Raw genomic sequence first — 26435 nt, forward strand, 5'->3', positions numbered from 1 at the left:
GCGGAGAGACGGGGAAAGCTATTTTAGTTTCTTCATTATATTGTCTCAAAACATCCACTTGTTTTTATGCTTATCCCATTTCAGCATACGTTGCCTCATGAGGTTCTTCACTGCTTCCCGAATAGCGCGTTCATCCTTGCCAGTTTTTCTCTTCAATTCATCCAAGGAGGGGTTTTTCCCGAAGCGGGTCATATTAATGATGATCCTGTATACTTTCCTCTCAAAGTCATTCATTTGAATTACCTCCTGAAGAGAATAATACCAGAACAAATATTCTCTTTTCAACTTGAAATAGAACAAAAGTTCGTATAATATGATAGTAAATAAGGAGGGGCAGCAGCATGAAAGCATTGCTAAATCGTTCGTTAAATGAAAAATCAGCATTAGACATGATTTATATAAAAGCTGATGGAACAGTCTCGAAAAGAACCATCATAGTGCGCCAGGTAAAACAGAATTTTATCCGGGCATTTTGTTTTAAGAGTAGGCAGACAAAAACATTTAGGATAGACAATATTCTTGCCGTTGCCCCGGCCAATTATAAAAAAGGGGTAAGGAATCATGCGTGATATGACGAAAAGGCAATCCGAAACACTGCAAGCGATTATTCATTTCATTAATGAACACGGTGTGGCTCCGACTTATAGGGAGTTAATGAAACACCTCGGTTTAAGCTCTACGAGCACAGTAAAGGGGCATCTCGACAAATTAAAAGAGAAGAATTACATCACGTGGCAGAATGGTTGCCCGCGTACGCTGAAATTAGAAAAAAGAGCTCAGCAATTCTGAAGCTCTTTTTCTATTGACTGCACTTTTTCCGGGCCAGCGTACGAATTGGACAAGAACTGACGTTCGTTAAAGTTGTAGGCTGCCCGCAACCATTATGATATAATTTTGAAAAATGTACCTTTTGCAAACGGGGTGATATTTTGTTTTTTGAGGAAAAAAATACAGAGGAATTGATCAGATATGAAGATTATCCCTACGCGGTTTATGCCAGGGTTTCGTCTGAAAAGGATAGCCAAACAACATCCATACAAAACCAGATAGACATATGCCATCACTGGATTGAAAAAAACAACTATGAATGGAAAGACGAGGCTATCCAGCTGGACGATGGTATAAGTGGAACAATTCTTCTCGACCGTAAAGCCATGCAGTTAATTTTAAACAAGGCCAAGAATCACAAATTGAAAATGGTTGTATTTAAATCCATCAGCCGGCTTGCAAGGGATCTGAAGGATGCGCTAGATATAAAAGAGGTTTTGCTGGCGCACGGCGTTCGTGTAGTTACGCTGGAAGAGGGATATGACAGTTTATATGAAGGAAAAAACTCAATGAAGTTCGAAATGTTTTCCATGTTTGCTGCTCAATACCCACAGACAATATCGGTTTCAGCAAGTAGCGCGCTCGCAGCGAAAGCAAGGCGCGGGGAACATTCAGGCCGGGTTCCGTATGGGTATAAGAAAAACGGCAAGTTTCTTGAAATTTACGAAGAACAAGCAAAAGTGATTCGCATGATTTTTGATTTATACAATAATCACGGTTACGGCCAAAAGAGAGTTGTGCACAAATTAAATGAAGAATTGCTGCTCGGCAATATTCCCAAGCCTCAGCAGAATGAGCGATGGCAACTATCAACTGTTCAGAGGATTTTACAAAATCCGATCTATTGCGGTGTGTTCATTGCAAACCGGTATACTCAAGTGAAAATCGGGGGCCGAAAAAAATTCATCCGTAACCCAGAGGAAAAATGGACGATTTATAAAGATTGGGCGCCGAAGATCATTACACAGGAAGAATACGAAAAGGCGAATAATAAAAAGCATGTGCTGAAAAAACGACGTTTCAATCCGAAAAACGAACTTCGCGGCTTAATGAAGTGCGGTGTTTGCGGCGCGAATATGGTCATCCTGTTTAGCTATAGACGCAGGAAAAAAGATGGCGTAAAAGTAGAGCACAATTATGTGAAGTGCAGCGCCTACCGACGCGGAGGGAAAAACATGTGCATTTCTCACCCGCCCATCCAGTATAAAGATTTACGCGAAATAGTTATTGAAAAGCTCAAGGAGAAGGGCCGTAAATTAAAACTGAATGTGAAATCAGATTATGAAGAGAAAAAGAAACGGCGGATCAGAGAAACAAAAGTTCAAATTGAAGCAGCTGAGAAAAAACATAAACGGCTGCTGGAATTATTCCTCGAAGACCAAATGATCTCAAAAGCCGAATTCCAATCCAAGCGGAAAGAGATCGAGGATCAATTGGAACAGTTAAATGATAAGCTGTTTCTGCTTGAGCGTGAAGAAGAAGAATCAATTGACATTACCAACATTAAAATTGCCTTTAGTCTTCTAAAGAAAAAGGACCAGGATTTGTATGAGGCGTTTCATGCGCTTATCGAAAAATTGGTCATTCATGAAGATGGAACCGTTGATTTTCATTATAAATTCCAGTGATCATTCTCATTTATGTTTGCAAAAGATATGCATAACAAATGCCATGCAGAAGTTAGGTGTGAAAGGGCGTTCGCAAGCTGTTGTCGAGCTTCTTAGAATGGGTGAGCTAGAGCTCTGATTCTTGCCGGTTTTCCTTCTTTTCGAGAAGGAGCCGGTTATTTGCGTTGGCGCCCGGGCTGATGGGCATGCGGTGAAAATCCCGGTTTTTCCTTTTTCTCCGTCAGTCTTGCATTTTCTTAAAAAAAGAAGGAAAATAGACACGGAGCGCATAGCCCAGAAAGATCCTTGAGTGAGGGATGGACAAATGACATCAAAATCTGTAGAGCATGTTGCGGATATCGAAAAATCACTCCGCCATATCGCTGCGATCATTAAACAAAAAGGAAGAGAAATCCTTAACCAATATGCAATTACACCGCCGCAATTCGTGGGGCTTCAATGGCTTTATGAATTGGGGGATATGACAATAGGCGAATTATCAGGCAAAATGTATTTGGCTTGCAGCACGACGACGGATCTGATAGACCGCATGGAAAAAAATAAGCTTGTCGAGCGGGTCAAAGACCCGGCTGACAGACGGGTCGTCAGAATTCATCTTCTCGCTGAAGGAGAGCGCATTATCCAAGAAGTGATTTTGAAAAGACAGGCTTATTTGCGGGATATGTTTGCGACATTTTCCGAAGAAGAAACAGCCGCTTTCGAAAAATCATTATTGAAACTGCAGCATGAAATGAAAAGAAAATGAGGCGATTTTGTTGGAACAGCCGATAGGAGTCATTGATTCCGGGGTTGGCGGGTTAACCGTTGCTAAGGAAATCATGAGACAGCTACCGAAGGAAAATATCATCTATGTGGGAGATACAAAACGCTGCCCGTACGGCCCGCGTCCTGAAGAAGAAGTTCTTCAATACACGTGGGAAATGACCGATTACCTGCTGGAAAACCACCATATCAAAATGCTCGTGATCGCCTGCAATACGGCCACGGCCATTGCCTTGGAGGATATTCAGCGCAAAACGGATATTCCGGTTGTCGGCGTCATTCAGCCGGGTGCAAGAACGGCGATAAAGGTCACGAAAAACCAGCATATCGGCGTCATCGGCACGGTCAATACCATTAAAAGCAGAGCGTATGAGCAGGCGCTGCTCGGATTAAACGCAGAACTTCAAGTTGAGAACACGGCTTGTCCGCTGCTCGTACCGTTTGTGGAAAGCGGACGGTTTCTTCAGGAATCAGCGGAGGAAGCGGTTGAAGCATCGCTTGAGCCTTTAAAAGGTACATCAATTGACACCTTGATTTTAGGATGTACACATTATCCGATTTTAAAGGATCCGATTCAGAACTATATGGGAGAGCATGTGAAAATCATTTCCTCCGGAGACGAGACGGCGAGAGAAGTGAGCACCATCTTGTCTTATAAAGGTTTGTTAAACCAATCGAAACATGCACCGGAGCATCAATTTCTTACAACGGGAGAGCGGAACGGCTTCGCAAAAATTGCCGAAGACTGGTTCGGCCACGAAATCGGCCATGTCGAGTGCATCTCCCTTCAAGAGCCGGTCAGAAAATAAATCAAAAAACCCGCTGTTTACGGCGGGTTTTTTTGCGCTTCCCGGTCTATTTCCCGGACAGGGCTCGTATACATCATAGTACAAACAGCCTTAGGAGGGAAAAGTATGCTGAAAAAAGGACCTGCAGTCATTGCTGCAACATGTCTTACTTCGGCTTTTGTGTTATCTGGATGCGGTTTGTTTCAATCCGATAAAACAGCCGGGGAAATTGACCCGCCTCAAGACATTTCATATGTAAAGGATGAAGCGGGAATTCAGGCAAAACCAAAGCAGTCAGAGAAAAACGGCACTTCTAAAGCCGACCAGCCGGCCAATACAGTCATGCGAGAGCTGTATCTGATTGATAAAAACGGCTATGTCGCAGCACAGACACTGCCTCTTCCGAACAGTGAGGGAACCGCAAAGCAGGCCCTTGAGTATTTGGTTCAGGGAGGGCCTGTGTCAGAAATCCTGCCGAACGGCTTCAGAGCGGTGCTCCCTGCGGATACGACGGTAAATGTCGATATTAAAAAAGACGGCACTGCCGTCGCTGATTTTTCGAAGGAATTTAAAAACTATAAAAAAGAAGACGAACAAAAAATCCTGCAATCGATTACATGGACGCTTACCCAATTCAGCTCAATAGATAAAGTCAAAATCAGAATCAACGGGCACGAGCTGAAAGAAATGCCTGTGGGCGGCACGCCAACTACGGGCGACTTAAGCAGAAAAGACGGGATTAATATTGAAACGGCCGGAGTGAATGATCTGACAGACACCCATCCGCTGACTGTCTATTATCTGGCGGAAACAGAGACGAGCGAATACTACGTGCCTGTCACAAAGCGGATTGACAATTCGGAAACAAATGACATCACCGCTGCCGTTGAACAGCTCGCCGACGGACCGGGCAAAGCAAGCGGGCTTTTGACGGACTTTAATAACGATGTTAAGCTTCTCAGCAAGCCGAAAGTAAAAGACGGCCAAGTTACACTGGACTTTAACAGCTCCATTTACGGAAGCGCCGACGAAAAAACAAAAATGGTATCATCGGGCGTACTGGACAGCATCGTTCTCACATTAACCGAACAGCCGTCGATTAAAAGTGTTTCTATAAAAGTAAACGGAAAATCAGAACTGGTGAATGAAAAAGGAGAATCCCTTTCAAAACCTGTTTCGAGGCCGTCACAAGTGAATACGGGTAGTTTTTAATTTGCGATTTTTGATATACTAGTAAAAAAGAGGTTAGCGTTCCGGCTGCCTCTTTCTTTATTCACAATCCGGAACAAAAGGTTTATGTACATATAATCGGAGGTAAAATATGAGACACGACGGAAGACAGCACGATGAGCTGCGCCCTATCACATTTGATTTGGATTTTATCACTCACCCGGAAGGCTCTGTTTTAATTACAGCGGGAAATACGAAGGTCATCTGTAATGCATCTGTGGAAGACCGGGTGCCGCCATTTTTACGCGGCGGAGGAAAAGGCTGGATCACAGCGGAATACAGCATGCTTCCCCGCGCGACGAATCAAAGAACGATAAGAGAATCTTCAAAAGGAAAGGTCTCCGGCAGAACGATGGAAATTCAGCGGCTGATCGGGCGCGCGCTCCGGGCCGTCGTTGATTTGGAGAAGCTCGGCGAACGGACGATCTGGATCGACTGTGACGTCATTCAAGCTGACGGCGGAACAAGAACGGCTTCCATTACCGGCGCCTTCTTGGCAATGGCCATTGCGATCGGCAAACTCGTAAAAAGCGGCGTTATCAAAACCTCTCCTGTGACAGATTATCTCGCGGCCATTTCTGTCGGGATGGATAAAGAAGAAGGCCTTCTTTTGGATCTGAATTATGAAGAGGATTCGACGGCTGAAGTCGACATGAATATCATCATGACGGGAAGCGGACGTTTTGTAGAGCTTCAAGGGACGGGCGAAGAAGCCACATTCTCCCGTGAAGATTTAAACGGACTGTTAAGCCTTGCCGAAAAAGGAATCCAGACGCTTATTCAAAAGCAAAAAGAAGTGCTGGGAGAAACATTGCCTGAACTGAAATAAGAAAGAGAGGCCTGATCACCGTGAAAGAAGCCATTATTGCGACACACAATCAGGGAAAAGTGAAAGAATTCAAGGAAATACTCGAACCGAAAGGCTACAGCGTCTCTTCTTTGGCGGAAATCGGATTTACGGAAGAAATTGAAGAAACCGGACATACTTTTGAAGAAAACGCCATCTTAAAAGCGGAAGCCGTGGCAAAAGCCGTCAACAAAATGGTCATTGCAGACGACTCCGGTTTATCGGTGGACAACCTTGGAGGCAGACCGGGCGTTTATTCAGCCCGTTATGCCGGAGAAGCAAAAGATGATAAAGCGAATATGGACAAGGTGCTGTCAGAATTAAAAGGCATCGAAAAAGAGCAGCGCACGGCCCGTTTCCGCTGCGCCCTTGCCGTCAGCATGCCGGGGCAGGAAACAAAAACGGTCGAAGGTCATGTTGAAGGGTATATTGCGGAAGGACCCGAGGGGGATAACGGGTTCGGCTATGATCCCATTTTTATTGTAAAAGATAAAGATAAAACCATGGCCCAGCTGACAAGCGCTGAGAAAAACAAAATCAGCCACAGGGCTGAGGCGCTCAAGAAACTGTCAAAGCTGCTTGATTCATAAGGGGGAGCGTATGCAATGAAAGTGCTGATAATAAGTGACAGTCACGGCCTTGAAGACGAGCTGGAGACGATTGCAAAGCGGCACGAAGACGAAGCGGATCTGATGATTCATTGCGGTGATTCAGAGCTTGACGCCGCACATCCGGCACTCACGCCGTTTCACACGGTAAAAGGCAATTGCGACTTTGGCGGCGGGTTTCAGGATGAACTTCTTCTGGACGCCGGTTCAAAGAAAATTCTGGCCGTTCACGGGCATCTTCACGGCATTAAACAGTCACTTTTAACTGTTTTTTACCGGGCGGAAGAGCTTGGGGCGGATGTCGTCTGCTTCGGCCATTCACATATTGCCGGGAGTGAAGAGCTTCGGGGCAAGCTTTTGATTAATCCGGGCAGCATCCGTCTTCCAAGAGTCCGCAATGTGAAAAGCTATGCCATTCTTACTCTTACTGAAAGAGAAGTCGCCGTGACATTTTACGACGAAACGGGTCGGGAATTGAAGGACTTGGGGACTACAATCAGTTTTTAACAAGTGATGGGGGAGATTTCATTCTTCCCCATCAAAAGTTTTTAAAAAAATATTGACTTATGATTTGAACCTGTATATAATAAATCTTGTCGCTGATACATAAAGCAAAAGCTGTCCCAGTAGCTCAGCTGGATAGAGCAACGGCCTTCTAAGCCGTCGGTCGGGAGTTCGAATCTCTCCTGGGACGTACAAAAAAAAGAGCTGGTGACATCAGAGTGAAAACTGATGCCGCTGGCCTTTTTTATCGGATGCCTATATTGTCAATTCGGTGAAATCATGGTAAAATGATCAGCAGAACAATTTGTTTTTCATGTCCCAGTAGCTCAGCCGGATAGAGCAACGGCCTTCTAAGCCGTCGGTCGGGAGTTCGAATCTCTCCTGGGACGCTAAGAAATCGGGTGTGAAGCCCGTCAAATCAACCTCTTATTTCGTTTAGTGAAACGGTCAGTATAACGGTCAAGTAAGAAATTACACCTGTTATTGGCTTATATCACTTTCGGTATAGGAGGTTTTTTGTTGTGACCAAAAGAAAATGAAAATGAAGCTGACTATGTGCTAAAACGCAAGGTAAATATCATGAAAAAGGCTGAAAAACGTCACAAGCAAAGGCTTCAGGAATACAAGGAACAGAAGATTGGATTTGCCACTGAGGAGAGGAAGTATTTATTAGACTCTTCTACACGCAGCAAGTACTTGAAGATATCTTTGCTGGCTATGACTTGGGAGTTAAGAGGTTACACTTGCAGAATCTATATATGGAGCGGATGCGGCAATTATTCGATTTATATAACCTAAAAGGCACAAACTTTGTAAGAGTCTCTTAATTGAGGCTCTTCTTTTTATCGATCAAATCTGATGTCGCAGCTCCGATATTTAAACAATAACTAATAAAACCCGTCTTTTATTCACTTGGTTAAAGAATGAACCTAAACTAAGGAGCAGAGTAGAAAAAAGAGCGATACATATTATTCCTAATTTTTGCATGATTATAGTATAATAGACACAAACAACCTTTTAGGAAAACGGTGATAACAATGAGTGGCAACTTTTCATTTTTTCAAGGGAAATGGGATGTACTTGCTAACTTGGGAGAGACAGCTGAGAGAAATGTATATCATGACCCCCATACAACAGTAATGAAACTGCGATTGTTCGCTGAAACACTAACTAAATTTATTCTTGCCGCTGAAAATATTAAAGAGGCATATGGTACAACGCAAGTGGATCGCATTAACACTTTGCGTCGGGAAAGGTTACTTGAGCCTGAATTAATTGATATATTAGAGGCTCTTCGTCGCAAAGGGAATGTAGCGATGCATGAAGCGGATTATGGAAAAGTAGAAGAAGCAAAGGCTTTGTTGCAATTAACGTTCCGCTTGTCCATTTGGTTCATGGAGGTATATGGTGATTGGGATTTTCAAGCACCAGAGTATACAGAACTTCAAGAACAAGTAGAACAGAGTACAGAAACACTTCAGCGAGAATATGAGGAAAAAGTCAAAAAGCTTGAAGAAGAATTAGAGGCAATTCGTCGACAGGCGGAAGTGGAACAAGAAGAGGTAAAAATCGAGCGTAAAAAAATATCCAAAAACTTTATGCGTCGACAGCAATTAACTGAAGCCGAAACGCGTACGATTATTGATGGAAAACTACGTGCTGTTGGATGGGAAGTAGACACAACTGTACTCAATCATCAAAAGAACGGAACGCTGCCAGAGAAAAATCGAAACATGGCAATTGCTGAATGGAAGGTCAATGGCGGCAGGATTGACTATGCGTTGTTTATTGGCTTAAAGCTTGTTGGCTTTATTGAAGCTAAGGCAAAAAAGAAAACGATTCCTGGCGCATTAGAAAGTCAAACAAAAGTGTATGCAAAAAATGCGGCACAAGTCGAAGATGAAGTCATCACACCTACAACAGGTGAATATAAGGTGCCGTTCTTATACGCAACGAACGGCCGACCATACTTGAAACAACTTCAAGAAGAGTCGGGCATCTGGTTTTGGGATTCACGTAAACCGTTAGAACATGCTCGCCCATTAGAAGGCTGGCATTCACCTGACGACTTGCAGCTTCTTCTTAGTCAAGATGATAAGGATGCGAATAAACGATTAGAAGAAGAGGATATTACGAAGTTTGGTTTGCGTCATTATCAGCAAAGAGCGGTACTTTCCGCTGAAGAGGGATTAAAAGAAGGGCAACGAAGAATGCTTATTGCGATGGCAACTGGAACTGGGAAAACTCGTACAGCTATCGCCCTCATGTATCGCTTAATTAAGTCCAAAAAATGTCGTCGTATTCTTTTCCTTGTAGACCGTAATTCGTTAGGAAAACAGACAGAGGATGCACTTAAGGATACAAAAATTGAAGGCTACTCATTTGCTGATATATACGATGTGAAGTCTTTAGAAGACATGTCTCCAGAAGTTGAAACGAAGGTGCAAATTGCGACGGTGCAGGGAATGGTTAGAAGACTTTTCTATAGCGATAACGAAAAGCTTCCAAGTGTCGGGCAGTATGATTTCATCATTGTAGATGAAGCACATCGTGGCTATACAAGTGACAAAGAAATGTCAGAGGAAGAATTGAAATTCCGTGACCAAAATGATTATATTAGCCAATATCGACGTGTAATTGATTATTTTGATGCGGCATGTTTAGGACTTACTGCAACACCAGCTCTTCATACAACAGAGATTTTTGGTATGCCTATTTTTAAGTATTCTTATAGTGAAGCGGTTCTGGATGGCTACTTAGTTGACCATGAACCACCATATCTGTTTAAGACAGAACTTTCACAAGTCGGCATTACTCTTGAAAAAGACGAAGAAGTTGAAGTGTATGATGTTGATAAAGGCGAGATTCAACTAGAAAAAATGGAAGATACCATTCATTTTGAGGTTGAGCAGTTTAATAAACGGGTAATTACTGAACCTTTTAATCGGGCGGTTCTAAACAAACTGGTTGAATACATTGATCCGACAGGAAAAGAGAAAACTCTTATCTTTGCAGCCACTGACCAACACGCAGATTTGGTTGTTCGGTTATTAAAGGAAGCCTTTAAAGAACGTGGCGATGAAATTGAAGATGATGCTATTATGAAAATTACTGGCTATATCTATAAGCCATTAGATGCCATTAAAAGGTTTAAGAACGAGCGGCTGCCAAATGTCGTTGTAACGGTTGATTTACTCACCACAGGCATTGACGTTCCTCCAATAACAAATCTAGTATTCTTACGGCGTATACAGTCTCGTATTCTTTATGACCAAATGCTTGGACGTGCAACCCGTCTTTGTCCCGACATTGGAAAAACACACTTTAACATTTACGATGCAGTGGGCATCTACGATAAATTGCAAAGCTATACGGAGATGAAACCTGTTGTAAAGAAACAAAATTACAGTATCGGTGAACTATATGAATCACTTGCCAATGCTACTGCAGAAGATGAAGCTTCGTTTTATCGTAACCAATTGGCAGCGAAAATTCAGCGTCGCAAGCAAAGGCTGAATGAAGAAGGAAAACAAAAGTTTGAAGAATTGTCGAATGGAAAAAATGTGGATGAGTGGGCGAAAGAAATTCAGTTATATACTCCGCAAGAAGCAAAACAGCACAACATGTTATTTGAATATATGGAAGCCTATCGGGTAAAAGGCGAGAAACGATATATCTCCAACAAAGAGGATGAAGTAACAGATGTGGTTCGGGGATATGGTGAAGGAAACAAGAGACCAGAAGATTATTTAGAAGGTTTCGTTCGTTTTATCCAAGAAAATATTAATGAAATTCCCGCTCTTCATCTTATTTGCACACGACCGAAAGATTTAACAAGGCAGGATTTACGAGAACTTATTACCATTCTAGAAACGAAAGGCTTTAAGCAATCGCATTTGCAGACAGCTTGGAAGCAGACAAAAAATGAAGACATTGCAGCAGACATTATTAGCTTTATTCGCCAAGCTGCATTAGGTGAAGCACTAGTTGCCCATGAAGCACGTATTAAACAAGCGATGCAAAAAGTGTATTCACTGCATGATTGGACTCCAAGACAGAAGAAATGGTTAGAGAGAATAGAAAAGCAATTACTTAAAGTGCCTGTATTAGCACCGACTGCAGAAGAGGCATTCTCGGAAGAACCATTTAAAACTCCGGGCGGCTATAAATTGCTGAAGCGGGAGTTCGGTGACTATATTGATACGGTTGTTACCACTATAAATGAGAACCTTTATATTAGTTAACAATGTGCCTCTTCATAGGGGCACTTTTTCAGTTATAATAGATAAGTTACTTTATCTTTGATTTTCACTTTAATGAGGTTTGAATGAGAATCCAACATTAAAATATACTCAGAGTTAGCAGGAGGCTGAAAAATGAACAACCAAGAAATCGTTCAAAAACTATGGAATTTATGTAATGTGTTACGTGATGATGGGATTACCTATCAGCAATATGTAACAGAGTTAACCTACTTATTATTCCTCAAAATGATGAAGGAGCAGGAAACAGAAGGTGTGATTCCAGAAGGATATCGATGGGATGATTTGTTAGATAAAGAAGGTTTGGAATTAAAGACATTTTATCAGCGATTATTACTTGAATTAGGAAGCAGTGAAAATGAGCGGCTGCGTCTAATATACAGTGATGCTTCTACAAGTATTGCTGAGCCGAAAAACTTAGAGAAGATTATTAAATCGATTGATGCCCTTGATTGGTACAATGCAAAAGAAGAAGGACTGGGCAATCTTTATGAAGGATTGTTAGAGAAGAATGCCAGTGAAAAGAAATCGGGAGCGGGGCAATACTTCACACCTCGTGTATTAATTGATGTGATGGTTCAATTAATTGACCCGAAAATTGGTGAGCGGTGTGCTGACCCTGCAGCTGGAACATTCGGTTTCATGATTGCTGCAGACCAATATTTAAAGAATCAAACAGATGATTACTTTGATATAGAACCACAAGAAGCCGAGTTCCAAAAGAAAGAAGCCTTTGTAGGGATGGAACTTGTTAAAGATACGCATCGTCTGGCACTCATGAATGCGTTGCTTCATAATATCGAAGGTCGTTTGGAACAAGGAGACACGTTATCGGGCAACGGGAAATGGATGAAGAACTTTGATGTTATTTTAACAAATCCGCCGTTCGGTACAAAAAAAGGCGGGGAACGGGTATCCCGTGACGATTTAACGTTTGAAACATCGAATAAACAGTTGAATTTCTTACAGTTGATTTATAACGCTTTAAAAGATGATGGAAATGCAAGAGCAGCGGTTGTCTTGCCCGACAACGTGTTGTTCGAAAGTGGTATTGGCGCACAAATTCGTCGTGACTTGATGAACAAGTGTAATCTACACACGATTTTACGCTTACCAACAGGAATTTTTTATGCGCAAGGTGTAAAAACGAATGTCTTATTCTTTACAAGGGGAACAACAGACCAAGATAACACGAAAGATGTTTGGGTCTATGACCTTCGTACAAATATGACTTCATTTGGAAAACGTAATCAGCTAACAATGGCTCATTTTGAAAACTTCATGAAGGCATATGTGGCAGAAGACCGTTCTAAAGTGGAAGATGAACGCTGGAATGTGTTTACACGAGAAGAAATTGCCAAAAAGGATGATAGTTTAGATATTGGATTGATTGCGGATGAATCATTATCTTCATATGAAAACTTACCAGACCCGATTGAATCAGCAGAAGAAGCGATAGTGAAACTTCAGCAAGCAATGGATTTATTAGGTGAAGTAGTTGAGGAGTTACGTGCTGTTGAAGAGGATGGGGTGGTCAGAAAATGAGTAAGACACAAAAGACCATCGAAGAGTTGATGGAAGAAGTGGTAGTGCCACATGAGGAACAACCTTATCAAGTGCCAGAGAATTGGATGTGGGTTAATTCAGGACACATATTGAACTTCATAGGTGGGGGCACACCTTCGAAGAGTAATAGTGATTATTGGAATGGAGATATTCCGTGGGCTACAGTAAAAGATATTAAGAATGGGTATTTATCATCTACAATAGATTATATTACGGTTGAAGGTTTGGAAAACAGTTCGGCTACTATGGCATCACCAAATGAACTCTTATTAATTACAAGAATGTCTCCTGGTAAGAGTGCAATAACAAAGATATCGACAACCATTAATCAAGATTTAAAAATAGTCAGACCAAAAATTGAAATACTGCCTTATTTTTTGTGGTTATTTTTTACAATGAATACCCCGTTAATTGAATCGATGTCAACAGGCTCTACTGTTAAAGGTATACAAGTAGAGAAACTTAAAAAAATCACTTTCCCACTGCCACCATTTAATGAACAAAAACGGATTGCTGAGAAAGTGGAGCGGCTTTTAAGTAAAGTTGAAGAAGCAAAGCAGTTGATTGAGGAAGCGAAGGAAACGTTTGACCTTCGTCGAGCGGCTATTTTGGATAAGGCGTTTCGTGGGGAATTGACAAAGAAATGGCGTCAACAAAATCTTTCAGTAGATTCGGCAGCCCAAAGACTTGAGATGATAAAAAAAGAAAGATTTCAAATTGCTGAAACTAAGAGAGAAGTATCTGAAATAATAGAGATGTTTGACGAACTTAATATAGTGGAATGTATAAATAATAATGATTGGTTGTATATAAAGGCAAATATGTTTTGTTATAACATAAATTGTGGAGGTACACCTTCTAAAGATATTTCTGAGGAAGGAGAAATTCCATTTTTAAAAGTTTATAACATAGTAAATAATAAAGTTGACTTTTCGTATAAGCCTCAATACATTCCTAAAGAGGTTCATAAATCAAAGTTAAAGAAATCAATGTTGAGACCTAATGATGTAATTATGAATATAGTTGGTCCGCCATTAAAAAAAATAGCCATAATTCCAGAAGAATATTCTGAAATGAACATGAATCAAGCGATTGTCCGTTTTAGACCAATAAAATATGTATTACCAAAATATCTTTATTACTGTCTACAATATGATGAAACGTTAAGAGATGTAATCAATGAAACTAGAGGTGTTGTAGGTCAAAGTAATATATCTGTTTCTCAAAGTAGAAATTTAGTTATGCCAATTCCTTCAATTGAAGAACAAGCTGAAATAGTAAGTAAATTAGAGGAAATGATTAAGAGAGAAGAAATTGTGTTAAGCCTAGTGTCTGATGAAAAAAATTTAGACGAACTAAAGCAATCAATTCTTTCAAAAGCATTCCGAGGTGAATTAGGAACAAATGACCCAAGTGAAGAAAGTGCGATTGAATTGTTAAAAGAAGTGCTGCAAGAACAGGTGAAATAGTTATAAGAAGGCATCCAAATTAATTGGATGCCTGTCTTTTATGGTTGCGTTGTGGTATTGGTTTGATACAGAACCACTCTCATTCACAAACTGACAATCGGTAAATTTCCGACACGACTCACATTATGAATGTGATTTAGCATGGTAAAGTAATAAGAGTTGCAGTGAAACCCTATTCGAGTTCGATAATAATATCGATAGCAGAGGGTGTAGACTTATAAGTGATATCAAAGAAAAGATACCGATGCCTCAAGGTGGAATCAATTATGGACAACAAAGAATTTGGATACGTTAGAGTAAGCAGCAAAGAACAAAATGAAGCACGACAACTGGATAGTATGTATGCTCTTGGAAGTGATGAGCGTGATATTTATATCGATAAGCAAAGCGGGAAAGACGTCAATAGACCTCAATACCAAGCTTTGAAATTGCGTTTGCGTAAAGGAGATACGTATACATACATTCATTAGATAGGCTAGGTCGTAACAAAGAGATGATTTTAAACGAGTGGAAAGATATCACACAGAACATCGAAGCACATATTGTTGTAATTGATAAGCCATTGTTGGATACACGGAAATACAATGAATCCATCGGTTCTTTCGTGGCTGACTTGGTGTTACAGGTATTCTCGTGGGTTGCATCAGCATCGCAATAGGGACAGCATTCTTTGTTATCTCTCATGAAACCACTTCTTTAAATAAATACCTATACCTTTTAACATAGCAGATTTAAGTACAACTGTATTACCTCTTCAATAGGTTTTTTTTCTACTATATGAATGCTTGAACTGTACAGTATAAGCAAATATAATAGAAATTAAGTCAATCGGTCAAAGTTCGGAAAGTGACCGTTATACATGAACGTAACGATAGCGATATGTAAAGGATGAAGGCCGGATAGAGCAACGGCCTTCTAAGCCGTCGGTCGGGAGTTCGAATCTCTCCTGGGACGTATAAAAAACCTCAAGTCCTGACAATGGGTTTGAGGTTTTTTTGTATTTTATTTTTTTATTTTACGAAACAAAAGTTCCGTATTTGATGAAAAATTGTAAAGTAATTTTAATATAAATGAAACTTAATGTAATATTTACCGTAATAAATATATGTATAAAGATACTTAAGGCGCCCTTGAGTGATAAATTATCTAATTTCTATCATGCATTTTGTCAATGAATGATAGAAAGACAGCAGGAGGAATTAGCTTTTGAAGTACGCATTTGCATATAAAAATCACAATATAGAAACGATCTTTTGCGGAAAAGACGAGCTGTTTGAGGAACTGAAGCAATTTTTAATCACTCAATGCGGTTTAATCATCGTTGAGGTTTCAAGGGCTGATTACTATACGGAGCAGGAAATGAATCAGTGGAATGACCGTTATACTCTGTGAATAAGAAAAGAAACCGGCCGTGGGAGGCCGGTTTTTGTATCATCTGAATCCGCTCGGAGCGCTGAAGCCCCCGGCATGGCCGCTGAAACCGCCCCCGAGCGCGCCGGGATGGGCCCCTGCGCCGAGGCTTCCGCCGACGTCACTGAAGGATTGGCCGTAGTACCCGGTTGTATAAGGGTACGGAACGAATTGCTGCCCGGCGAATGACAGCGTGCTTTGCGGGGTCTGCTGTCCGTATCCGGATGACGGGAATCCCTGCTGAAAAGAAGGGCCGCCTTGATATGGTGCTGTATGCATCGGGGCCGGAGGATAGTAAGACTGCGGCGGTAAGACCGGTAAAGGCGGAAATCCAGGAGGCAGGCCCTGCATGCCTGATAACATCTTATTCATGACATCACTCATTTCTTACGAGATAAGAACAGTGTATGCGTATGTCTGTAGAAAGAGCCTGTTCAATCGAACGGAATATCTGACAAGCATGCCGGAAGGACAGAGAAAAATCGTGTAATAAAATGTGACATATTCGTATATGAACGGAAAAATTTCATGTAATCTTGAGAGATTAATAAAAAAATGATAAAAACTTTTAATATTTACAGATCCCTTTGTACCAGTAATGAAAGCGTATACAAAGTAGATTGATTAATCTAAATTGTCTAATAATTATAAAAATGCTGTTGACACTGTCTGCAAACGGGCGTAATATGAGTTCAAACAAAAATAAATAAATGATTCACGCTAAAAAGAAAAATCATAAAACACTGAAAAAACAAACAAATGAAGGTTCTTTTTTAATAAAAGAGCTGCCATAATAAAAAGCGCAGAAGAGGATAAGTAGCTTTGCTGAAGTTTTTCACAGAGAGCCGGTAACGCTGAGAGCCGGTAAAACAAATCAAAGTGAACTCCCCTCAGAGTGCCGGTCTGAAATGTAAAGAGTAGGACTCGGCCGAGTGAACACAATGTTTACTCGTTATCAAAACGGATAATCATTATCCATGAGACGGTCTGCATATGACCGTAAACAAGGGTGGTACCGCGGAAAGCAAAGCCTTTTCGCCCCTTTTGGCTATCGCATGAAATGCTTGGCTGAATGTGGGTGGGAAGGCTTTTTTATTTGCGTCAGCCGGCGCTGCGTTTTATGAATTGGATTTTAGAAAGGAACATTGAAAAGGAGGAACTGAAAATGGGCACAAATGTACAGGCGGATTCTTTGTCTGCCGAATGTACAAAAACAATGAACGGGGCTCTGATGCTGATTGAATCATTAAAGAAAGAAAATGTCGAGATGATCTTCGGCTATCCGGGGGGAGCCGTCCTTCCGATTTACGATAAACTGTATCAATCAGGATTGGTTCACATCCTGCCCCGCCACGAGCAAGGCGCGATTCATGCGGCAGAAGGGTATGCGAGAGTCTCCGGAAAGCCGGGGGTTGTGATTGCTACTTCCGGACCCGGAGCGACAAATTTAGTTACCGGTCTTGCGGATGCGATGATTGATTCATTGCCGCTCGTAGTGTTTACCGGTCAGGTGGCCACTTCGGTCATCGGCAGCGACGCTTTCCAGGAAGCCGACATTTTAGGAATTACGATGCCGATTACGAAACACAGCTACCAAGTCCGCCGTCCGGAAGATCTCCCCCGTGTGATTAAAGAGGCGTTCCATATTGCCACGACGGGAAGACCGGGCCCGGTATTAATTGATATACCGAAGGATGTCGCAGCATTTGAAGGAGAGTTCAGATATGATCACGAGATCAGCCTTCCGGGTTATCAGCCTGTAAAAGAGCCTAACTATCTGCAGATCCGAAAGCTCGTGGAAGCTGTCAGCAGTGCGAAAAAGCCGGTTATTTTAGCCGGAGCGGGTGTTTTGCACGGTAAAGCTTCAGAAGATTTAAAAAATTATGCTGAACAGCAGCAAATCCCGGTAGCGCACACGCTTCTCGGTCTGGGCGGTTTCCCGGCAGACCATCCTCTTTTTCTGGGAATGGCGGGGATGCACGGCACATACACAGCGAATATGGCGCTTTACCACTGTGATTTGTTGATCAGCATCGGAGCGCGGTTCGATGATCGTGTGACCGGAAATCTGAAGCATTTTGCAAAATCGGCCAAAGTAGCGCATATCGATATTGATCCTGCTGAAATCGGAAAAATTATCGAAACGCAGATTCCGGTGGTCGGCGACAGTAAAATCGTCCTTCAGGAATTATTGAAGCAAAACGGAAAACAGGGACAGACAGAGGAATGGAAACAGCAGCTTTCAGAATGGAAAGAAGAATATCCGCTTTGGTATACAGACAACAGAGAAGAGGGCTTGAAACCCCAAAAGCTGATTGAGTATATTCACCAATTCACAAACGGTGAGGCGATTGTGGCGACGGATGTCGGCCAGCACCAGATGTGGGCGGCTCAGTTTTATCCTTTCCGAAAGGCTGATAAGTGGGTTACCTCGGGGGGACTAGGCACAATGGGCTTCGGCCTTCCGGCGGCTATCGGAGCGCAGCTGGCCGATCGTAACGCCACGGTCGTTGCCATCCTCGGAGACGGCGGTTTTCAGATGACCCTTCAGGAATTAGATGTCATCCGGCAGCTGAATCTTCCTGTCAAAGTGGTTATCTTGAACAACGAATGTCTGGGCATGGTCAGACAGTGGCAGGAAATCTTCTATGAAGAGCGCTATTCTGAATCCAAATTCTCGGCGCAGCCTGACTTTGTCAAATTGTCAGAAGCCTACGGCATTAAAGGCGTCCGGATTTCATCGGAGGAAGAGGCGGAAGAAGAGCTTAAAAAGGCGCTTTCATCAAAAGAACCGGCCGTTATTGACGTCCGGGTCGCCAAAAGCGAGAAAGTATTCCCGATGATTGCGCCGGGTAAAGGACTTCATGAAATGGTGGGGGTGAAACCTTGAAACGCATTATCACATTAACGGTGGTCAACCGCTCGGGAGTATTAAACCGGATCACCGGCCTGTTTACAAAAAGACACTATAATATCGAAAGCATCACTGTAGGCCACACGGAAACAAGCGGTGTTTCAAGGATTACATTTGTCGTCCATGTGGAAGGCGAAAATGACGTAGAGCAGCTGACAAAGCAGCTTAACAAACAAATTGACGTCCTGAAAGTGACGGATATTACAAACCAATCGATTGTACAGCGTGAGCTGGCATTAATCAAAGTTGTTTCCGCACCGTCGGCCAGAACGGAAATCAATGGAATCATTGAGCCGTTCAGAGCTTCCGTCGTTGATGTCTCAAGAGACAGCGTCGTCGTTCAGGTTACCGGCGAATCTAATAAAATCGAAGCGCTCATAGAGCTGCTCAAACCCTACGGCATTAAAGAAATCGCGAGAACGGGCACAACGGCTTTTGCGAGGGGAACCCAGCAGAAGGCGTCATCCAATAAAACAATTTCAATTGTATAACACAAAAAAGGGAGAGATTAAAATGGTAAAAGTATATTATAACGGTGATATCAAAGAGAACGTATTGGCAGGTAAAAAAGTAGCGATTATCGGTTACGGTTCACAAGGTCACGCACATGCGCTGAACTTAAAAGAAAGCGGAATTGATGTCATTGTCGGCGTCAGACAAGGAAAATCATTTACACAGGCCCAAGAAGACGGTCATCAAGTCTTTTCGGTAAGAGAAGCGGCTGCCCAGGCTGATATCATTATGGTTCTTCTTCCGGATGAACAGCAGCAAAAAGTATATGAAGCTGAAATCAAAGATGAATTGACGGCGGGCAAGTCATTAGTATTCGCACACGGATTTAACGTCCATTTCCATCAGATCGTGCCTCCTGCTGATGTGGATGTATTCCTTGTCGCCCCTAAAGGACCGGGACACCTTGTCAGAAGAACATATGAACAAGGCGCGGGCGTACCGGCATTGTTTGCCATCTACCAGGATGTATCAGGCGAAGCGAAAGATACGGCTCTTGCTTATGCAAAAGGAATCGGCGGAGCGCGTGCGGGCGTTCTTGAAACAACATTTAAGGAAGAAACGGAAACGGATTTGTTCGGTGAGCAGGCCGTTCTGTGCGGAGGTTTAACGGCGCTTGTCAAAGCGGGTTTTGAAACGCTGACAGAAGCCGGCTACCAGCCTGAACTCGCATACTTCGAGTGTCTGCACGAACTGAAGCTGATCGTAGACTTGATGTATGAAGAAGGATTGGCGGGCATGAGATACTCTATCTCTGATACGGCTCAATGGGGAGATTTTGTCTCAGGGCCGCGCGTAGTCGATGCGAAGGTAAAAGAATCGATGAAACAAGTATTAACGGATATTCAAAACGGTACATTCGCGAAAGAATGGATCGTGGAAAACCAAGTGAACCGTCCTCGTTTCAATGCGATCAATGCAAGTGAAAACGAGCATCAGATTGAAAAGGTCGGCAGACAGCTTCGTGAAATGATGCCGTTTGTCAAACAAGGCAAAAAGAAGGAAGCGGTGGTCTCCGTTGCGCAAAATTAATGTTTTCGACACGACCCTTCGTGACGGTGAACAATCCCCCGGGGTCAACCTCAATTCCCGGGAGAAACTGGCGATAGCCAAGCAGCTTGAAAGACTCGGGGTGGACATTATTGAAGCGGGATTTCCCGCTTCATCCCGAGGTGATTTTTTAGCCGTGCAGGAAATCGCAAGAACGATTAAAAATTGTTCGGTAACAGGGCTTGCCCGATCTGTCAAAGGTGACATCGACGCAGCCTGGGAAGCACTGAAAGACGGGGCCAGCCCGCGGATTCACATCTTTATCGCCACTTCTGACATTCATCTGAAGCATAAGCTGAAAATGACGCGGGAAGAGGTTAAGGAAAAAGCGGTTGAAATGGTGAAGTATGCAAAAGAACGCTTTCCGATCGTTCAATGGTCAGCAGAAGACGCATGCCGCACCGAACTTCCGTTTCTGGCTGAAATCGTTGAAGAAGTGATTGATGCCGGCGCGAGCGTCATCAACCTGCCGGACACTGTAGGTTACCTGACGCCGGATGAATACGGAAACATCTTTAAATATATGAAGGAACACGTTCCGAATATCAGCCGGGTAAAGCTTTCAGCCCATTGCCACGATGATCTCGGAATGGCGGTTGCCAACTCGCTTTCGGCAATTGAGAACGGCGCTGATCAAATTGAATGCGCCATTAACGGCATAGGAGAAAGAGCCGGGAACGCCGCGCTAGAGGAAATCGCCGTTGCGCTTCATGTCAGAAATGACGCGCATCAAGCCGATTCATCTCTTAATCTTCATGAATTGAAGCGGACGAGTGATCTTGTCAGCAAACTGACGGGTATGGCCGTTCCCCGCAACAAAGCAATCGTCGGAGATAACGCTTTCGCACATGAGTCCGGCATTCACCAAGACGGTTTCCTGAAAGAAAAATCAACATATGAAATCATTTCGCCGGAACTTGTCGGCGTGACTGCTGATGCGCTCGTACTCGGAAAGCATTCCGGGCGCCACGCGTTCAAAGACCGCCTGAATACGCTTGGATTCCAGTTTGATAGTGAGGAAATCAATAAATTTTTTACGATGTTTAAAGAACTGACCGAAAAGAAAAAAGAAATCACCGATGATGACTTGATTTCTCTTATTTTAGAAGAAAAAGTGACAGACAAAAAAATCGGCTATGAATTTTTGTCTCTGCAAGTGCATTACGGGACGTCTCAGGTGCCGACTGCAACAGTCTCTTTAAAAAATCAGGAAAACGAACAGCTGATTCAAGAGGCGGCAACGGGGGCGGGCAGCGTAGAAGCCGTTTATAATACGCTCGGGCGCTGCATCGATAAAAATATTGAACTGACAGACTACCGCATCCAATCCAACCGGAAAGGCGAAGACGCGCTGGCTCAAGTTTTTGTCAGAGTGACCGTGAACGGAAAAGAAACATCAGGGCGGGGAATCGCGCAGGATGTTCTGGAAGCTTCTGCTAAAGCTTATCTGAACGCCGTGAACCGGCAATTGGTGCTGGATTGCAATATAGACGGATTAAAGAGACAGACTGCGGTCGGCTCGTAATAGAAAGGAGAACGTTTGATTTGAAAAAACGCATTGCTTTGCTGCCCGGTGACGGAATCGGACCGGAAGTGGCGGAATCAGCGGCAGATGTATTGAAAAGCGTTGCCGAACAATTCGGACATGAATTTGAATTTGAAAACGGACTGATCGGGGGAGCGGCTATTGACGCCCACCAAAACCCCCTTCCTGAGGAGACGGTGGCTCTTTGTGAAAGATCCGACGCCATCCTGCTCGGGGCAGTCGGCGGGCCGAAATGGGACCAAAATCCTCCGGAGCTCAGACCGGAAAAAGGCCTGCTCGGCATCAGAAAAAAACTCGGCCTGTTTGCCAATCTGCGTCCCGTGACCGTATTTGAAAGCTTGTCTGAGGCGTCTCCGCTGAAAAAAGAATATATCAGCGGCGTCGACTTTGTAATCGTCAGGGAACTGACGGGCGGCCTCTATTTCGGAGAACCGAGCAGACAGTATGTCAATGAAGCGGGAGAAAAGGAAGCGGTCGATACCCTTTTTTATAAGAAAGAAGAAATCGCACGCGTTGTCAGAGAAGCCTTTAAGATGGCTGCCGGCAGAAAAGGAAAAGTGACGTCCGTTGATAAGGCGAATGTGCTTTCTTCAAGCAGGCTGTGGCGTGAAACAGCGGATGAAATCGCAAAAGAATTTCCTGATGTGACGCTTGAACATATGCTTGTCGATAATGCCGCGATGCAGCTCATCTACGCTCCGAGCCAATTTGACGTCATCGTAACTGAGAATATGTTCGGCGATATTTTAAGCGATGAAGCCTCCATGCTGACAGGCTCGCTCGGCATGCTGCCGTCAGCCAGTTTATCAAGTTCAGGTCTTCACTTGTTTGAACCCGTGCATGGATCTGCGCCTGACATCGCCGGTAAAGGGATGGCAAATCCGTTTGCGGCGATTTTATCAGCGGCGATGCTTTTGAGAACATCTTTCGGGCTTGAAAACGAAGCGCAGGCGGTGGAAAAAGCGGTCGCAAAGGTGCTTGCAGATGGCAGCCGTACACGTGATATCGCCCGGGACGGCCAATATGCCGGAACGCATGACATTACTGAAAAAGTAAAAGCCGCATTAGCCGGCTCGAATACAAAATCTATAGTGTGACGCTTTAAAGAAAGCGGTCTTAGTTCATAGGTAGAGGGAGGAAACAAAGATGATGCCTCGAACAATCATCGAAAAGATTTGGGATCGGCATGTTGTAAAAAGCGGTGAAGGAAAACCCGACCTTCTCTATATTGATCTGCACCTCATTCATGAGGTGACGTCTCCTCAGGCGTTTGAAGGGTTAAGGCAGAAGGGAAGAAAGGTCAGACGGCCGCAGAACACATTCGCGACGATGGACCACAATATTCCGACCGTCAACCGTTTTGACATTAAAGATGAAGTCGCAAAGCGCCAAGTAACCGCGCTTGAACGGAATTGCGAGGAGTTCGGCGTCCGTCTTGCGGATCTTCACAGCGCAGACCAGGGGATCGTTCACGTAGTCGGGCCTGAGCTTGGTCTGACACTACCGGGGAAAACGATCGTTTGCGGAGACAGCCATACATCGACTCACGGCGCATTCGGAGCGCTTGCCTTCGGTATCGGCACAAGTGAGGTGGAACATGTTCTTTCCACTCAGACATTGTGGCAGCAGCGGCCGAAAACGCTTGAAATCCGCGTTGACGGAACGCTCCAAAAAGGAGTGACCGCGAAGGATGTCATCTTGTCGGTCATCGGAAAATACGGGGTGAAATTCGGTACCGGATATGTCATTGAATACACCGGGGAAGTATTCAGAAACATGTCTATGGACGAACGCATGACGGTCTGCAATATGTCAATAGAAGCGGGAGCGCGGGCGGGACTGATCGCTCCAGATGACACGACGATTGAATATTGTAAAAACCGTAAATACGCGCCAAAAGGCGAGGAATTTGAAAAAGCCGCCGCAGAATGGAAAGCGTTAAAAACCGATCCGGGCGCCGTATACGATCATTCCATCGTGTTAGACGGCAGCGAGATTTCTCCAATGGTAACATGGGGCGTCAATCCCGGTATGGTTCTTCCGGTCGATGCCCAAATACCGGCGCCGGAAACGATTGATTCTGAAGACGGTAAAAAAGAAGCCATCCGCGCGTACGAATACATGGGAATCGCACCGAATCAAAAAATTGAAGATATTAAAGTCGAGCATGTGTTTATCGGCTCCTGTACAAATTCGCGGATGACCGATCTTCGCCAGGCTGCGGATATGATCAAAGGCCGAAAAGTCGCCGACAGCGTCAGAGCCATTGTGGTGCCGGGTTCTCAAAGCGTGAAACAGCAGGCCGAAGAAGAAGGGCTGCACCGCGTGTTTCTCGAGGCCGGGTTTGAATGGAGAGAATCAGGCTGCAGCATGTGCCTCAGTATGAACAATGATGTCGTGCCTGAAGGGGAACGATGCGCTTCCACTTCCAACCGCAACTTCGAAGGCAGACAGGGAAAAGGCGCGAGAACACATCTTGTCAGTCCGGCGATGGCGGCAATGGCGGCCATTCACGGGCATTTCGTCGATGTAAGAAAGTTTTATCAAGAAAAAACAGTTGTGTAAGGAGTGCGCGAAAAGATGGAACCTTTAAAAACGCATACGGGAAAAGCGGCCGTCTTAAACCGGATCAACGTCGATACGGACCAGATTATTCCGAAACAGTTTTTGAAAAGAATTGAAAGAACAGGATACGGCAGATTCGCGTTTTTTGATTGGAGATACCTTGAGAACGGTGAGCCTGATCCTGAATTTGAATTAAACCGCAAAGTCTATGAAGGCGCGTCCATATTAATTGCCGGAGAGAATTTCGGCTGCGGATCATCCCGTGAGCACGCTCCTTGGGCGCTGGATGATTACGGCTTCAAAATCATCATTGCTCCGTCATTTGCCGATATTTTTCATCAAAACTGTTTTAAAAACGGTATGCTTCCCATCCGTATGCCGTATGATCAGTGGAAAAAACTCGCCGGTCAATATGAAAATCAGTCTCTTAACATGACGGTTGACTTGGAAAACCAGCTCATTCACGACAGTGAAGGAAAAGAGATTTCATTTGAAGTCGATCCTCACTGGAAGGAAATGCTGATAAACGGCTATGATGAAATTTCATTAACGCTTCTGCTGGAAGACGACATACAGCAGTTTGAATCGAAAAGAAGTTCATGGCTTCAAGCCTGAAAAAAGCCGACCGGCATCTGTCCGGCGGCTTTTTTTACCGTGCGCACCATCCTTTCTTGTGTTTCCTGACGCGTGTTGATACACTTGAAAAAAATAGCGCCTGAAAGGAAATAAAGTATGACGCATGACAAGAAAAAAGCTGATATCATTCCTTTCCCCCGTCTGAAAGAACGCTTGGTTGATAAAGGGATGGCCGCCATGAAGGATAAACAGTATCAGGAGGCCCTCGAACTGTTCTCAGAGGCGGTAAGCCACGGCGATACCGAGTCCGACGTACATTTAGGCATGGCGATTTGTTTTCTGGAACTCGGGGAATTGGAAGAAGCAAAACAAGTTTGCGAGAAAATGCTGAATGAAGGGTACGGCCATTATTTCACCGTACTGCAGGTGTACATGACCATTTTAATTCAGCTGAAACAATATGAAGAAGTCAAAAGCACAATTGAAGCTGTGCTGGAAGAAAACCAGCTGCCCGCAGAAAGTGCGGAGCAATTCTACCGGCTGCTCGAATTCAGCCGCAAAATGACCGATCCCGACCAGCAGGATGAAGCGTGGGAGGAGGAATACGAGGACATTCTTGATGCGGAAAAAGTGCTGAACAGCCCCGCTGAACAAATGAATCTGATTCATTCTCTCAAAGACCGCAATATTGCAAAATACACGGGTCTCTTAAAAACGATTCTTCAAGATCCGGGCGCACATCCGCTTATCAAAACGATGATTTTGACGCTGATGGCGGAGCACGACTACAGCAAGCCGGTCCATATTACAAAATTCGGCGATTCAATGACCGCGGTTCCGAGTGAAACGGTTCAGCCTGATGCGGCTCCGATTTTGCATCGCGTTCTCCGGGTGCTTGATGAAACGCTCGGCAATGAAAACCCTACATTATACGCTGCCGTCGAGGAGCTGTGGAGAAGGCATCTGTACGTCCTGCACCCTTTTATGCCGAAGTTTTTGAACGCAGATTTATGGGCGGCGGCGCTTCATAAGGTCGGTTACGAGATGCACGGCATTGACATTGAGCCGGAGGAACTTCATATGATGTACGAGTTTGACAGCCGCGAACTTGAAGAAGCCTGCACGATGATTAAGGATATTGAAGAAATTTCTTATTTGTAAATCACACCATATAGTTGAAAGCGGTAGGCGTTATGTTATAATATAGTGGTTGTATTTATGTATAGCGGTTTAACTGAAATGAGAATTACGGTTGGACAGGCTGCCAGTTCATTACATAATGATTCTGATTCAAAGCGGTTTTTTCTTTGACAAAGCCGCGGATTGCTTTAGAATGGAAGACCGACACAACCTGAATAGATTTTTGGAGGGA

23 protein-coding genes, 2 tRNA genes, 2 pseudogenes and 1 other annotated feature are annotated in these 26435 nt (G+C 43.8%); of the genes and pseudogenes, 25 read left to right on the plus strand and 2 right to left on the minus strand.

Features of this window, described 5'->3' with window-relative positions; translation table 11 throughout:
- Positions 1-45: 45 nt before the first annotated feature.
- Positions 46-234 carry a hypothetical protein gene (locus V7728_RS05425; RefSeq protein ID WP_129003862.1) on the minus strand — a complete coding sequence of 63 codons (189 nt, stop codon included), beginning with the start codon at positions 232-234 and terminating at the stop codon, positions 46-48.
- 107 nt (positions 235-341) lie between these two features.
- On the opposite strand from V7728_RS05425, the gene V7728_RS05430 reads away from it, so the two are divergent.
- From V7728_RS05430 to V7728_RS05510, 17 genes and pseudogenes are all read left to right on the plus strand, one after another.
- A complete protein-coding gene (locus V7728_RS05430) occupies positions 342-569 on the plus strand; it encodes a WYL domain-containing protein (protein ID WP_151296291.1) in 228 nt (75 codons plus the stop codon).
- On the plus strand, positions 562-789 hold the full coding sequence (locus tag V7728_RS05435) for a LexA family protein (protein WP_073982288.1): 228 nt from the start codon (positions 562-564) through the stop codon (positions 787-789). Before V7728_RS05430 ends, V7728_RS05435 begins: the two co-directional genes overlap by 8 nt.
- Before the next feature lie 140 nt (positions 790-929).
- Positions 930-2456 carry a recombinase family protein gene (locus V7728_RS05440; protein WP_335371360.1) on the plus strand — a complete coding sequence of 509 codons (1527 nt, stop codon included), beginning with the start codon at positions 930-932 and terminating at the stop codon, positions 2454-2456.
- A gap of 31 nt (positions 2457-2487) precedes the next feature.
- Positions 2488-2574, plus strand: a pseudogene (gene gerE, locus V7728_RS05445) (spore germination transcription factor GerE); the annotation flags it as partial.
- A gap of 186 nt (positions 2575-2760) precedes the next feature.
- Entirely contained in the window at positions 2761-3201 is a 441-nt protein-coding gene (locus V7728_RS05450) for a MarR family winged helix-turn-helix transcriptional regulator (protein ID WP_003152580.1), read from the plus strand.
- A gap of 7 nt (positions 3202-3208) precedes the next feature.
- A complete protein-coding gene (gene racE, locus V7728_RS05455; RefSeq protein ID WP_012118125.1) occupies positions 3209-4027 on the plus strand; it encodes a glutamate racemase in 819 nt (272 codons plus the stop codon).
- A gap of 105 nt (positions 4028-4132) precedes the next feature.
- Positions 4133-5218 (plus strand): GerMN domain-containing protein, encoded by a 1086-nt coding sequence (locus tag V7728_RS05460; RefSeq protein ID WP_099566997.1) that lies wholly within the window; start codon positions 4133-4135, stop codon positions 5216-5218.
- Between the two features lie 109 nt (positions 5219-5327).
- Positions 5328-6065: a ribonuclease PH gene (gene rph / locus V7728_RS05465; protein ID WP_099566996.1), complete on the plus strand. Its 738-nt coding sequence runs from the start codon at positions 5328-5330 to the stop codon at positions 6063-6065.
- A gap of 11 nt (positions 6066-6076) precedes the next feature.
- On the plus strand, positions 6077-6673 hold the full coding sequence (locus V7728_RS05470) for an XTP/dITP diphosphatase (protein WP_087920775.1): 597 nt from the start codon (positions 6077-6079) through the stop codon (positions 6671-6673).
- Positions 6674-6688: 15 nt separating this feature from the next.
- Complete coding sequence (locus V7728_RS05475; RefSeq protein ID WP_076425060.1) at positions 6689-7198, plus strand: YfcE family phosphodiesterase; 510 nt, start codon at positions 6689-6691, stop codon at positions 7196-7198.
- Between the two features lie 113 nt (positions 7199-7311).
- Positions 7312-7385, plus strand: a tRNA-Arg gene (locus V7728_RS05480).
- A gap of 125 nt (positions 7386-7510) precedes the next feature.
- Positions 7511-7584: transfer RNA gene (locus V7728_RS05485), tRNA-Arg, on the plus strand.
- 648 nt (positions 7585-8232) lie between these two features.
- Positions 8233-11439, plus strand: coding sequence for a type I restriction-modification system endonuclease (hsdR, locus tag V7728_RS05490; RefSeq protein WP_025853160.1), 3207 nt, complete (start codon positions 8233-8235; stop codon positions 11437-11439).
- Positions 11440-11571: 132 nt separating this feature from the next.
- Positions 11572-13002, plus strand: coding sequence for a class I SAM-dependent DNA methyltransferase (locus V7728_RS05495; RefSeq protein WP_076425056.1), 1431 nt, complete (start codon positions 11572-11574; stop codon positions 13000-13002).
- Positions 12999-14492: a restriction endonuclease subunit S gene (locus V7728_RS05500; protein WP_076425054.1), complete on the plus strand. Its 1494-nt coding sequence runs from the start codon at positions 12999-13001 to the stop codon at positions 14490-14492. The genes V7728_RS05495 and V7728_RS05500 overlap by 4 nt, the downstream gene beginning before the upstream one ends.
- A gap of 266 nt (positions 14493-14758) precedes the next feature.
- Positions 14759-15135 (plus strand): annotated as a pseudogene (locus V7728_RS05505) (recombinase family protein); the annotation flags it as partial.
- Positions 15136-15698: 563 nt separating this feature from the next.
- Positions 15699-15884 carry a hypothetical protein gene (locus tag V7728_RS05510; RefSeq protein WP_007408136.1) on the plus strand — a complete coding sequence of 62 codons (186 nt, stop codon included), beginning with the start codon at positions 15699-15701 and terminating at the stop codon, positions 15882-15884.
- Between the two features lie 39 nt (positions 15885-15923).
- Here V7728_RS05510 and V7728_RS05515 read toward each other — a convergent pair whose 3' ends face one another.
- Positions 15924-16274 (minus strand): hypothetical protein, encoded by a 351-nt coding sequence (locus tag V7728_RS05515; RefSeq protein WP_015417942.1) that lies wholly within the window; start codon positions 16272-16274, stop codon positions 15924-15926.
- A 422-nt stretch (positions 16275-16696) separates the two neighbouring features.
- Positions 16697-16948: a binding site (T-box leader), on the plus strand.
- Between the two features lie 119 nt (positions 16949-17067).
- On the opposite strand from V7728_RS05515, the gene ilvB reads away from it, so the two are divergent.
- The 8 genes from ilvB (at position 17068) to ddcA (ending at position 26224) form a co-directional block, all read left to right on the plus strand.
- Positions 17068-18792 carry an acetolactate synthase large subunit gene (ilvB, locus tag V7728_RS05520; RefSeq protein WP_032866714.1) on the plus strand — a complete coding sequence of 575 codons (1725 nt, stop codon included), beginning with the start codon at positions 17068-17070 and terminating at the stop codon, positions 18790-18792.
- Entirely contained in the window at positions 18789-19307 is a 519-nt protein-coding gene (ilvN, locus tag V7728_RS05525; RefSeq protein WP_025285067.1) for an acetolactate synthase small subunit, read from the plus strand. Before ilvB ends, ilvN begins: the two co-directional genes overlap by 4 nt.
- Before the next feature lie 22 nt (positions 19308-19329).
- Positions 19330-20358: a ketol-acid reductoisomerase gene (gene ilvC, locus V7728_RS05530; RefSeq protein ID WP_007408142.1), complete on the plus strand. Its 1029-nt coding sequence runs from the start codon at positions 19330-19332 to the stop codon at positions 20356-20358.
- The gene (locus tag V7728_RS05535; RefSeq protein WP_076425052.1) at positions 20345-21901 is read left to right on the plus strand and encodes a 2-isopropylmalate synthase; all 1557 of its coding nucleotides are present in this window, start codon (positions 20345-20347) and stop codon (positions 21899-21901) included. Before ilvC ends, V7728_RS05535 begins: the two co-directional genes overlap by 14 nt.
- A 20-nt stretch (positions 21902-21921) precedes the next feature.
- Complete coding sequence (gene leuB / locus V7728_RS05540) at positions 21922-23019, plus strand: 3-isopropylmalate dehydrogenase (RefSeq protein WP_003152604.1); 1098 nt, start codon at positions 21922-21924, stop codon at positions 23017-23019.
- 49 nt (positions 23020-23068) lie between these two features.
- Positions 23069-24487 carry a 3-isopropylmalate dehydratase large subunit gene (gene leuC, locus V7728_RS05545; RefSeq protein ID WP_003152606.1) on the plus strand — a complete coding sequence of 473 codons (1419 nt, stop codon included), beginning with the start codon at positions 23069-23071 and terminating at the stop codon, positions 24485-24487.
- Positions 24488-24502: 15 nt separating this feature from the next.
- A complete protein-coding gene (gene leuD / locus V7728_RS05550) occupies positions 24503-25102 on the plus strand; it encodes a 3-isopropylmalate dehydratase small subunit (RefSeq protein WP_007408146.1) in 600 nt (199 codons plus the stop codon).
- Between the two features lie 117 nt (positions 25103-25219).
- The gene (gene ddcA / locus V7728_RS05555) at positions 25220-26224 is read left to right on the plus strand and encodes a DNA damage checkpoint antagonist DdcA (RefSeq protein ID WP_012118117.1); all 1005 of its coding nucleotides are present in this window, start codon (positions 25220-25222) and stop codon (positions 26222-26224) included.
- The last annotated feature ends 211 nt before the right edge of the window (positions 26225-26435 follow it).

The organism is Bacillus sp. JHAA (assembly GCF_036961585.1).
Lineage (GTDB): Bacteria > Bacillota > Bacilli > Bacillales > Bacillaceae > Bacillus > Bacillus velezensis.